Annotated in this window: 11 protein-coding genes; 10 read left to right on the top strand and 1 reads right to left on the bottom strand. The window is 69.0% G+C overall.

All coding sequences use genetic code 11. The features are described from left to right. The first annotated feature begins 8 nt into the window (after nt 1–8). Complete coding sequence (murC, locus tag ACFFGH_RS27505) at nt 9–1418, top strand: UDP-N-acetylmuramate--L-alanine ligase (RefSeq protein WP_386674498.1); 1410 nt, start codon at nt 9–11, stop codon at nt 1416–1418. Between the two features lie 133 nt (nt 1419–1551). Here murC and ACFFGH_RS27500 read toward each other — a convergent pair whose 3' ends face one another. Continuing rightward, nucleotides 1552–1836 carry a hypothetical protein gene (locus ACFFGH_RS27500; protein ID WP_386674495.1) on the bottom strand — a complete coding sequence of 95 codons (285 nt, stop codon included), beginning with the start codon at nt 1834–1836 and terminating at the stop codon, nt 1552–1554. 70 nt (nt 1837–1906) lie between these two features. Between ACFFGH_RS27500 and ACFFGH_RS27495 the strand changes: the two genes are divergently transcribed. The 9 genes from ACFFGH_RS27495 to dnaE all read left to right on the top strand — a co-directional run bounded on the left by ACFFGH_RS27495 (nt 1907) and on the right by dnaE (nt 11568). Next, on the top strand, nt 1907–2749 hold the full coding sequence (locus tag ACFFGH_RS27495; protein WP_386674492.1) for an FtsQ-type POTRA domain-containing protein: 843 nt from the start codon (nt 1907–1909) through the stop codon (nt 2747–2749). Between the two features lie 156 nt (nt 2750–2905). Beyond that, nucleotides 2906–4075, top strand: coding sequence for a cell division protein FtsZ (gene ftsZ / locus ACFFGH_RS27490; protein ID WP_386674489.1), 1170 nt, complete (start codon nt 2906–2908; stop codon nt 4073–4075). 28 nt (nt 4076–4103) lie between these two features. Further along, complete coding sequence (locus ACFFGH_RS27485; RefSeq protein WP_386674486.1) at nt 4104–4775, top strand: YggS family pyridoxal phosphate-dependent enzyme; 672 nt, start codon at nt 4104–4106, stop codon at nt 4773–4775. 37 nt (nt 4776–4812) lie between these two features. After that, nucleotides 4813–5286 carry a cell division protein SepF gene (locus tag ACFFGH_RS27480; RefSeq protein WP_386674483.1) on the top strand — a complete coding sequence of 158 codons (474 nt, stop codon included), beginning with the start codon at nt 4813–4815 and terminating at the stop codon, nt 5284–5286. Between the two features lie 12 nt (nt 5287–5298). After that, nucleotides 5299–5592 (top strand): YggT family protein, encoded by a 294-nt coding sequence (locus ACFFGH_RS27475; RefSeq protein ID WP_386674481.1) that lies wholly within the window; start codon nt 5299–5301, stop codon nt 5590–5592. 107 nt (nt 5593–5699) lie between these two features. Beyond that, nucleotides 5700–6443 (top strand): DivIVA domain-containing protein, encoded by a 744-nt coding sequence (locus ACFFGH_RS27470; protein ID WP_386674478.1) that lies wholly within the window; start codon nt 5700–5702, stop codon nt 6441–6443. Nucleotides 6444–6483: 40 nt separating this feature from the next. Then, entirely contained in the window at nt 6484–7026 is a 543-nt protein-coding gene (gene lspA / locus ACFFGH_RS27465) for a signal peptidase II (protein ID WP_386674475.1), read from the top strand. Between the two features lie 13 nt (nt 7027–7039). Then, nucleotides 7040–7963 carry an RluA family pseudouridine synthase gene (locus ACFFGH_RS27460; RefSeq protein ID WP_386674473.1) on the top strand — a complete coding sequence of 308 codons (924 nt, stop codon included), beginning with the start codon at nt 7040–7042 and terminating at the stop codon, nt 7961–7963. 92 nt (nt 7964–8055) lie between these two features. Beyond that, a complete protein-coding gene (gene dnaE, locus ACFFGH_RS27455; RefSeq protein ID WP_386674471.1) occupies nt 8056–11568 on the top strand; it encodes a DNA polymerase III subunit alpha in 3513 nt (1170 codons plus the stop codon). The last annotated feature ends 12 nt before the right edge of the window (nt 11569–11580 follow it).

Here is an 11580-nt window from a genome sequence, read left to right as displayed (position 1 = left end):
TTGCTCGAATGATCACGCCCGACCTCTCGCTCGTGCTGCCGGAGACGATCCGGGCGGCGCATTTCATCGGCATCGGCGGATCCGGCATGAGCGCCATCGCACACATGTTCCTCGACGCGGGGATCGAGGTGAGCGGCTCGGACAAGAGCGAGAACCCTTACCTCGACCGACTGCGCGAGCGCGGCGCGACCATTACCGTCGGCCACGACGCCGCCAACGTCGGCGACGCCGACACCGTCATCTTCACCACGGCGCTGTGGGCCGACAACCCCGAATACACGTTCGCCATCGACCATGGCCTGACCGTGCTCCACCGCTCCCAGGCGCTCGCCTGGCTCGTGCGCGGGCGGCCGCTGATCTCGGTCGCCGGTGCCCACGGCAAGACCACCTCCACCGGCATGATCGTGACCGCCCTGCGCGGCCTCGGCGCCGACCCGAACTTCGTCAACGGCGGCGTTATCAGCTCGCTCGGCGTGAGCTCCTCGGCCGGCTCCGACGACCTGTTCGTGATCGAGGCCGACGAGTCGGACGGGTCCTTCCTGCTCTACGACACGTCCATCGCGCTCATCACCAACGTCGACGCCGACCACCTCGACCAGTACGGCAGTCAGGATGCGTTCGAGCGCGCCTTCGTCACCTTCGCCGAGCGGGCGCGCGACTTCGTCGCGATCTCCGCCGACGACCCGGGTGCGAAGCGCGTCACCCAGGCGCTCCGCGAGGCGCCCGCGGCACCGCGCATCCTGACCTTCGGCGAGGCGGCAGACGCCGACGTCCGCCTGCACTCGGTCGAGACCGACGGGCCGGTCAACTTCGCCATCACCTGGCAGGGCAGCGACTACGCCGGGGCGCTCACGGTGCCCGGCCTCCACAACGCGGTGAACGCCGCGGGCGCCGTCACCGTGCTCGTCGGTCTCGGGCACGAGCCGCAGGCGGTGCTCGATGCGCTCGGCGACTTCGGCGGCACCAAGCGCCGATTCGAGCTGAAGGGTGTGGCGCGCGGCGTGCGCGTCTACGACGACTACGCGCACAACCCGACCGAAGCCGCGGCCGCCGTCTCCGCGGCCCGCACGGTGGTGGGTTCCGGCAGGATCATCGCGGTGCACCAGCCGCACCTGTACAGCCGCACCAAGCTGATGTCGGGCGAGTTCGCGAAGGTCTACGAGTCGCTCGCCGACTACACCGTCGTGCTCGACGTCGACGGCGCGCGCGAGGACCCCGTGCCTGGCGTCACGGGCGCGCTCGTGGCGGAGCAGTTCAGCGACCCGTCGCGCGTGGCCTACCGCCCGGACTGGAACGAGGCGGCGCAGGAGGTCGCGCGGGTGGCCAGGGAGGGCGACCTGGTGATGACGCTCAGCTGCGGCGACGTCTACAAGATCGTGCCGCAGCTGCTCGACACCCTCGAGTCCACCGCCTCCTGACCCTCCCGGCCGGTCGCGAGCCGCAACCGTGGCCGAACGTTGCTCCGTGTCGGCTGGTTGCCGGTGCGCCGCGCCGGGGGCCGGAAGGTGCGGTGTCATCATGCTTCGGTGGACACCCGATCGCCCGCGCTCGTCAGGGCCGCGCCGTGAAGCGGCCGGAGGGCTTCGACGCGCCCGCCCGCACGTCGCGGCCGGCTCCGTCGCGGACGACGCGCGATCCGAACCGCAGCAGCGGGAAGGCCGGGCAGGCGGTGCCGGGCGCCACGCCGCGGAAACCGGCCGGAACCGAGCAGCCGGCCGGCCGGCCGAAGGGCAGGCAGTCCGCGCACCATCCAACGGGAACCCAGAAGCCCGACCCCGGCGCGAGCGGCGCGGCCTCCTCCAAGAAGCGGCAGGAGAAAGCCGGCGCGCCCGTCACCCGCACGACCTCCGGGCGGAAGCCGCACCCGCCGGCGCCGCGGAGACCGCGAAAAGCGGATCTCACGCCGATGTCCGGTCCGGCGGTCGGGCCGGCCGACGACGCCGCGGAGGAGCGGCGGCGGTTCCCGCGCCGGGCGCTCAGCACGCAGGCTCAGGCACGACGCGCCGCCCGGCAGCGGCGCCGCTTCGAGAAGGGCGAGATCCGGCGCTTCACCCGCCGCTCGCGCAATCGCAGGCTCGCCGTGATGGCCGGCCTCGTGCTCGTCGTCGGCATGTTCGGCGGCGTGGCGGCCGCGGTGTTCTCGCCGTTGTTCGCGCTGCAGCAGATCCAGGTCCGCGGCGTCGAGCGTGTGAACGCCGAAGAGGTGCACGGCGCGCTCGAGAGCCAGCTCGGCACCCCGCTCGCGCTGCTGGACGAGGGAGCGATCCGCGAGCGTCTGTCGGAGTTCCCGCTCATCCGGAGCTTCATCACCGAGCTGGTGCCGCCTGACACCCTGGTCGTCCGGATCACCGAGCGTGCGCCGGTCGGCGCCATCCCCTCGGACTCGGGCTTCGAGCTCACCGATCCGGCCGGGGTCGTGGTGCAGACCGTGCAGGAGCGCCCGGAGGGCATACCGGTGATCGACGTCGGCGATGAGGGCGTGCCGAGCACGGCGTTCCGGTCGGCGGCGGAGGTGCTGCTCGCGCTTCCGGACGATCTGGCTGCCCGCGTCGACACCGTGACGGCGCGCACGAAGGACGACGTCACGCTGGTGCTCAGTGGATCCGACCAGCGGGTGCTGTGGGGCAGTGCCGAGCAGTCGGTGCTGAAGGCGCAGGTGCTCGCCGCTCTGGTCGCCGATCAGGGCAACAGCGGACCGGGACAGTACGACGTGTCGGCACCGTCCATCGGGGTGTTCCGCCGGGACTGAAACGGTGAGTTTGGGATTTCCCCGAGTTCATTCCGACACGCGGCGCGCCTCAGTGCACCAGCCCGAAGCGATGCATACCTTCGGACTCAGCACATTGCATACTGAGTATAACTTTACACCTCAAGTAGAGGTTGAAAGTATCCAGCGGAGGCCGACGTGACAACCAACCAGAACTATCTCGCCGTCATCAAGGTCGTCGGCATCGGCGGTGGTGGCGTCAATGCCGTCAACCGGATGATCGAGCTCGGCCTTCGCGGCGTCGAATTCATCGCCATCAACACCGATGCACAGGCGCTGCTGTTGAGCGACGCGGACGTCAAGCTCGACGTCGGGCGCGAGCTCACCCGGGGTCTCGGCGCGGGCGCCGATCCCGAGGTCGGTCGCCGCGCAGCCGAGGACCACGCGGAGGAGATCGAGGAGGCGCTTGCTGGCGCCGACATGGTCTTCGTCACGGCGGGTGAGGGCGGTGGCACCGGAACCGGCGGCGGCCCGGTCGTCGCACGCATCGCGAAGTCGATCGGCGCGCTCACCATCGGTGTCGTCACCAAGCCGTTCGGCTTCGAGGGGCGGCGCCGGCAGGCGCAGGCCGAGGCCGGGGTCGCGGCGCTGAAGAACGAGGTCGACACCCTCATCGTCGTGCCGAACGACCGGCTGCTCGAGATCAGCGACCGGGGCATCTCGATGCTCGAGGCGTTCGCCACCGCGGACCAGGTGCTGCTCGCCGGTGTGCAGGGCATCACCGACCTGATCACCACCCCTGGCCTCATCAACCTCGACTTCGCGGATGTGAAGTCCGTCATGCAGGGTGCAGGCTCCGCGCTGATGGGCATCGGCTCCTCGCGGGGCGCCGACCGTGCCATCAAGGCGGCGGAGCTCGCGGTGGCCTCGCCGTTGCTCGAGGCCAGCATCGATGGCGCCCATGGTGTGCTGCTGTCGATCCAGGGTGGCTCGAACCTCGGCATCTTCGAGATCAACGACGCCGCGCGGCTCGTTCAGGAAGCGGTCCACCCCGAGGCGAACATCATCTTCGGTGCGGTCATCGACGACACTCTCGGCGACGAGGTGCGCGTCACAGTCATCGCGGCAGGCTTCGACGGCGGCGAGCCGGCGCCGAAGGTCAAGGAGCGCCGCTCGAACTTCGTCGAGAGCAAGCCGAAGCAGCTGGCGTCGGTCGCCGCCGGTTCGGCATCCGTCGCGATCCCAGAGAGCGCCGACCTCGCCGGCGCCACCGTCTGGCAAGAAGCGGAGATCCCCGCGCCGCTCGACCGCGACTTCGACGAGGACGACGACGAGCTGGACATCCCGGACTTCCTGAAGGGACGATGACCACTCGAACCGGCCGGCGCGCCCGCTCATGAGCGAGCTCGCCGACCGGTTGCACCAGGTCGACGAGCGCATCGCTGGGGCTGCGCGCGCGGCCGGGCGCGACCTGTCGGACATCACCCGGATCGTCGTCACGAAGTTCCAGCCCGTGTCGATGATCCGCGAGCTGCATGGGCTCGGAGTGCGCGACTTCGGCGAGAACCGCCACCAGGAGGCGGCGGAGAAGGCGTCAGAGGGCTCGGGTCTCGACCTGACGTGGCACTTCGTCGGTCAGCTGCAGAGCAAGAAGGCGCGCCAGGCGCTCGGCTACGCGCGCGTGGTGCATTCCGTCGACCGTGAGTCCCTGATCGCCGCGCTCGCGGGCGAGCACCCTGTGGTCGACTGCTTCGTCCAGCTGAACCTCACGGACGACCCGAACCGTGGCGGCGTGCGCCCGGACGAGGCGCCGCGAATGGCGGAGCTCGTCGCCGGCGCCGACGGGCTGCGTCTGATCGGCGTGATGGCGGTGGCACCGCTCGGCGTGGACCCCCGGCGTGCGTTCGCGCGGGTGCGGGAGACCTCCGACCGGGTGCGCGCGATCGTGCCGGAAGCCGATCGCATCTCGGCGGGCATGTCCGGAGATTTCTGGGAAGCTGTTGAGAGTGGCGCGACACACCTCCGTATCGGGACCGCAATCACGGGAAACCGCCCCGACCCGGCTTAATCTCGCAGAGGACGAACTGCACGGCCGGAGGAGAACGATGACGAACCCGCTGCGAAAGACGATGGTCTACCTGGGCCTCGCCGACGAGGAGCTGGAGTACGACCAGGCTCCGGAGACCCATGCCGCGCCTCCGGCGCCGGCGCAGCCGGTCGCGGTTCCCTCCGCCAACCGCGCGCCGGTGACGCCGTTGCGCCGCGCCGCCCCGACGAAGGCGGTTCCGGTCAACGACATGAACGAGATCCTGACGGTGCACCCGCGCCAGTACAAAGACGCGCAGGTCATCGCCGAGAGCTTCCGTGAGGGCGTTCCGGTCATCATCAACCTGTCGCAGATGACCGAGCCCGACGCGCGTCGGCTGATCGACTTCGCGAGCGGACTGTCCCAGGGGCTCTACGGCAAGATCGAGCGGGTCACGAACAAGGTCTTCCTGCTGTCGCCGGCACACGTCGCCGTGAGCGGCGAGAGCGCCGAGCTGGAGCCCGACGTGGACGCATCTTTCTTCGGGCAGTAGTAGCCTGCCTGAGTGCTCTTGACGCTCATCTCGAACGTCCTTCTGTTCGTTCTCACCGTGTTCCTCATCGCCATGTGGGCGCGGTTCATCCTCGACTGGGTGCGGCTTCTGGCGCGCCGTTGGCGTCCCAGGGGTTTCGCGCTGGTGCTGGCGGAGGCCAGCTACACCGTCACGGACCCTCCGATCCGGCTCGTCCGGCGTGTCGTGCCGCCGTTGCGCATCGGCGGCGCAGCCCTTGATTTCGCTTGGAGCATCGTTCTCCTGCTGGTGCTGATTCTCATGGCCGTGGTGCGTTCGATCGGTTGAGGCGCGGTCGCACGCTAGGCTCTCGTCAGGGAAGTGACACGTGCTCGGGCGATTGCTACGGTTAGCTATTCGTTCGCACACGGTGGGCCGAAAGTAGGGGTGTGGTAATGGCTTTGACGCCGGAAGATGTGGTCAACAAGCGGTTTCAGCCGACGAAGTTCCGCGAGGGATACGACCAGGACGAGGTCGACGATTTCCTCGACGAGGTCGTCGTAGAGCTGCGACGGATCAACGCGGAGAACGAGGAGCTGCGCCAGCGCCTCGCCGCGAGCGAGGCGCGCGTCGCTGAGCTTCAGCGCAACGCCTCCTCGCAGCAGAGTGCGCCGGCCCCCGCCCCGGCTCCCGCCGTTGCGGCCGCCGCTCCCGCGCCCGCCGCATACGCGCCGCCCGCATCCGACCGGGACTTCGACACCAACAGCACCAACAACCTGCTGCAGCTGGCCCGCCGCCTCCACGAGGAGCACGTCCGCGAGGGCGTCGAGAAGCGCGACGCGCTGATCGCCGAGGGCCACGCCACCGCCGCGCGCATCGTCGCCGAGGCGGAAGCCAAGCAGCGGGCCCAGCTCACCACCCTTGAGCAGGAGCGCTCGACCCTCGAGCGTGAGATCGACAAGCTGCGCACCTTCGAGCGCGAGTACCGCCAGAAGCTGCGCGGCTACATCGAGAGCCAGCTGCGCGAGCTCGAGACCTCCAAGGGCCAGAACCTCGGCTCGAACGGGGCTCAGGCAGGCGACAAGGCCGCCCCGGCCCCGACGCACGCCGCCTCACCGACCCCGGCTCCCGCCGGCGCCGGCGTGTTCGGCGGATCGACCCCTCCGGCGAACTACGCGGGCTTTGGCGGAGGCAGCTGAGCCGCGAGCGGAGTCTTCCGCAGAACGAGCACGGACACGTGTGTCCGTGCTCGTTCTGCTGATCTCTGTCGCTCTCGCGGTCTACGCGCTCGACCAGCTGTCCAAGTACTTCGTCGTCGAATCCCTGACCCCCGGCGAGGCCGTGCCGGTGCTGGGGGAGCTGCTTCAGTTCCGCTTCGTCCGCAACTCCGGCGCCGCATTCTCGCTCGGCGCCGGCTACACGTGGATCTTCTCCATCGTGGCGGCCGCCGTCACCGTCTTCATCGTGATCTTCGCCGGCCGGATCAGGTCGCTCGCCTGGGCGACGGTGTTCGGACTGCTCCTCGGCGGCACGGTGGGGAACCTCACCGACCGGCTCTTCCGGGAGCCGGGCTTCGGCACCGGGCACGTGATCGACTTCCTGCAGCTCTACGCGTTCCCGGCGATCTTCAACGTCGCCGACATCGCCGTGGTCTCGAGCATGGGCCTCTTCATCCTGCTCACACTCCTCGGTGTCGGGCTGGACGGCAGCCGGCATGGGAAGGCTCCGGCCCAGTCCGGCCCAACCGAGTCGAGTCCCGCCGAACCGGGCCCGGCGGCATGAGCCGCGGGCGCCGATGAGCGAGACCCGCAGCCTGCCGGTCCCGGACGGCCTCGCGGGCGAGCGTGTCGACAGCGCCCTCGCGAAGCTCCTCGGCTTCTCACGCAGCTTCGCCGCCGAGGTCGCCGAGGCGGGCGGGGTCGCGCTGGACGGGCGGGTGCTCGGCAAGTCCGACCGGCTGCTGCCGGGCGGCTGGCTCGAGGTGTCGTGGGAGCCGAAGCAGGCGCCGTCCGTGGTGCCGATCGCCGTGCCGGAACTCACCATCGTGCACGATGACGACGACCTCGTCGTGATCGACAAGCCGATCGGCGTGGCCGCTCACCCCTCCGTCGGGTGGGACGGCCCCACCGTGCTCGGCGCCCTCGCCGCGGCCGGCTTCCGCGTCAGCACCTCCGGCGCCGCAGAACGCGCCGGCATCGTGCACCGCCTCGACGTCGGCACCAGCGGCCTGATGGTGGTCGCGAAGTCGGAGCGCGCCTACTCGTCGCTGAAGCGGGCGTTCCACGACCGCGAGGTGGAGAAGGTCTACCACGCGGTCGTGCAGGGGCACCCGGACCCCCTCGCCGGCACCATCGACGCCCCCATCGGGCGCCACCCGAGCGCCGACTGGAAGTTCGCAGTCGTCGCCGACGGCAAGCCCTCGGTGACCCACTACGAGACCCTCGAGGCGTTCCCAGGAGCGTCCCTGCTGGAGGTTCATCTCGAGACCGGCCGCACCCATCAGATCCGCGTGCACATGGCCGCGCAGCGGCATCCCTGTATCGGCGACCTCACGTACGGGGCGGACCCCACCGTCGCCGCGAAGCTCGGCCTCACGCGGCAGTGGCTGCACGCCGTCCGGCTCGGCTTCCGGCATCCGGCGACCGGCTCCCACGTCGAGTTCGAGACCCGCTATCCCGACGACCTGCAGCTGGCGCTCGATCGGCTCCGCGGGGATTGAGCCGCCCGGCTCGTCATCGCGTCCGCGTCGTCGGCACGGCTTACGATTGACGCGCGGACGGTGGCGGGCCCGTCCGGCGCGACGGAGGACCTGTGGCATCGAACGACTCATTCGTGCATCTGCATGTGCACAGCGAGTACTCGATGCTCGACGGTGCCGCGCGCGTCAAGCCGCTGATCGCCGCCGCCGTCGAGCAGGGGATGCCGGCCATCGCGGTCACCGACCATGGCAACACGTTCGGCGCATACGACTTCTGGAAGACCGCGAAGGGTGCCGGAATCAAGCCGATCATCGGCACCGAGGCATACCTGACACCGGGCACGCACCGCAGCGACAAGACGCGCGTGCGCTGGGGGAACGGGGGAGAGGACGACGTCTCCGGCGCCGGCGCCTACACCCACATGACGCTCCTCGCGGCGACCACCGAAGGCATGCACAACCTGTTCCGGCTGTCGTCGCTGGCATCGATCGAGGGCTACTACTTCAAGCCCCGCATGGATCGCGAGCTGCTCAGCAGGTACGGCAAGGGGCTCATCGCCACAACGGGCTGCCCCAGCGGTGAGGTGCAGACCCGGCTGCGGCTCGGGCAGTACGAGGAGGCCAAGAAGGCCGCAGCCGACTACCGCGACATCTTCGGCAAGGAGAACTTCTTCGCCGAGATCATGGACCACGGGCTCGGCATCGAGCGCCGCATCATGGCCGACCTCATCCGCCTCGCGAAGGAGCTCGACCTGCCGCTGGTCGCCACGAACGACCTCCACTACACGCACGCAGCGGACGCGGCGTCCCACGCGGCGCTGCTGTGCGTGCAGTCCGGCAGCACCCTCGACGACCCCAACCGGTTCAAGTTCGACGCGGACGAGTTCTACCTCAAGTCCGCGACCGAGATGCGGCATCTGTTCCGCGACCACCCCGAGGCGTGCGACAACACCCTGCTCATCGCCGAGAAGTGCGACGTCGCGTTCAACGAGAGCGCCAACTACATGCCGCGGTTCCCGGTGCCGCCGGCGGAGACCGAGGACTCCTGGTTCATCAAGGAGGTCGACGCCGGACTGGAGCGCCGCTACCCGAACGGGATCAGCGCGGAGGTGCGCGCTCAGGCGGAGTACGAGAAGGGCGTCATCACCCAGATGGGGTTCCCCGGCTACTTCCTCGTGGTCGCCGACTTCATCAACTGGTCGAAGCGGAACGGCATCCGCGTCGGTCCCGGGCGCGGATCGGGCGCCGGATCGATGGCGGCATACGCGATGGGGATCACCGACCTCGACCCGCTCCGGCACGGTCTCATCTTCGAACGGTTCCTCAACCCGGACCGCGTCTCGATGCCAGACTTCGATGTGGACTTCGACGAGCGCCGGCGCGGTGAGGTCATCCGCTATGTCACCGACAAGTACGGCGACGAGCGGGTCGCGCAGATCGTCACCTACGGCACCATCAAGGCGAAGCAGGCGCTGAAGGACTCCTCCCGCGTGCTCGGCTTCCCGTTCGGCATGGGGGAGAAGCTCACCAAGGCCATGCCGCCCGCGGTGATGGGCAAGGACATCCCGCTGTCCGGGATCCTCGACAGGAACCACGAGCGCTACAAGGAGGCCGCGGACATCCGCGCGATCCTCGAGACCGACGCCGAGGCCAAGCAGGTCTTCGAGACGGCGCTCGGCATCGAGAACCTGAAGCGCCAGTGGGGTGTGCACGCCGCCGGTGTCATCATGTCGAGCGAACCGCTGATCGACATCATCCCGATCATGAAGCGGGAGCAGGACGGCCAGATCGTCACCCAGTTCGACTACCCGGCGTGCGAGTCGCTCGGCCTGATCAAGATGGACTTCCTGGGTCTTCGGAACCTGACCATCATCGACGACGCCCTCGACAACATCCAGGCGAACCGGGGATTCCGGCCGGTGCTGGAGGACCTCGAGCTCGACGACCAGCCGGCATACGACCTGCTCGCCCGCGGCGACACGCTCGGCGTGTTCCAGCTCGACGGCGGGCCGATGCGCGGCCTGCTGCGCCTCCTGAAGCCCGACAACTTCGAGGACATCTCCGCCGTCATCGCGCTGTACCGTCCCGGCCCGATGGGCGCGAACTCGCACACCAATTACGCCCTCCGCAAGAACGGGCTGCAGGAGATCACGCCGATCCACCCCGAGCTCGAGGAGCCGCTGGCTGAGATCCTCTCGACGAGCTACGGCCTCATCATCTACCAGGAGCAGGTGATGGCGATCGCGCAGAAGGTCGCAGGCTTCTCGCTCGGCCAAGCCGACATCCTTCGCCGCGCGATGGGCAAGAAGAAGAAGTCGGAGCTGGACAAGCAGTTCGAGGGCTTCTCAGGCGGCATGAAGGCGAACGGGTTCTCCGACGCCGCCGTCAAGACGCTGTGGGACATCCTGCTGCCGTTCTCCGACTACGCGTTCAACAAGGCGCACTCCGCCGCATACGGGGTGCTGTCCTACTGGACCGCGTACCTCAAGGCGCACTACCCGGCCGAATACATGGCGGCGCTGCTGACGAGCGTCGGCGACGCCCGCGACAAGCTCGCGGTGTACCTCAACGAGTGCCGCAGGATGGGCATCAAGGTGCTTCCGCCTGACGTCAACGAGTCGATCGGCTTCTTCGCCGCCGTCGGCGAGGACATCCGCTTCGGCCTCGGCGCCGTTCGGAACGTCGGCTTCAACGTCGTCGAATCGATCCGGGCTGCACGGGAGGCGAAGGGGCGCTTCGAGTCGTTCCACGACTTCCTGAAGAAGGTGCCGCTGCCGGTGGCCAACAAGCGGACGGTGGAGTCGCTGATCAAGGCCGGCGCGTTCGACTCGCTCGGCGCGACCCGGCGGGCGCTGCTCGAGATCCACGAGGACGCGGTCGAGGCCGCGGTGAGCGAGAAGCGCGCCGAGGCGAACGGTCAGGTCGGCTTCGACTTCGACAGCCTGTGGGACGAGCCGCAGGCGGCGCAGAGCGTGCCCGACCGGCCGGAGTGGAACAAGCGCGACAAGCTGGCCTTCGAGCGCGAGATGCTCGGCCTCTACGTCTCCGACCACCCGCTGGCCGGACTCGAGCTGCAGCTGGCGAAGCACGCGACCATCTCGATCGAGAACATTCTCGAGTCCGACGCCTCCATCGACGGCGAGACCGTCACGATCGCGGGACTCCTCACCAGCGTGCAGCACCGCACGGCGAAGAACTCGGGCAACCAGTACGGCATGGTGACCATCGAGGACTTCGGCGGTGAGATCACCGCCATGTTCATGGGCAAGACCTACCAGGAGTTCGCGCCGGCCCTGGTCAGCGACACCATCGTGGTGGTCAAGGGCCGCGTGAGCGTGCGTGACGACGGCATGAACATGCACGCGGTCAGCATGTTCACGCCCGACCTGGGTCCGGGGCTCGGCTCCGGGCCGCTCGTCATCTCGGTGGCGGAGCAACGGGCGACCACGGATGTGGTGAGCGCCCTCAACGACGTGCTGATCCGGCACGCGGGCGCCAACGAGGTGCGGCTGAAGCTGGTGAAGGGTGACACCGCCCGGATCTTCGAGATCCCGTATCCGGTGACGGTGAGCGCGGACCTCTACGGCGAGCTGAAGACCCTGCTCGGCCCGAACTGCTTCACCTGATCAAGCACCGAT

Source organism: Lysobacter korlensis, assembly GCF_042434515.1.
Note: the sequence above shows the minus strand (reverse complement) of the source record. Positions and strands in the feature narration are given on the sequence as shown.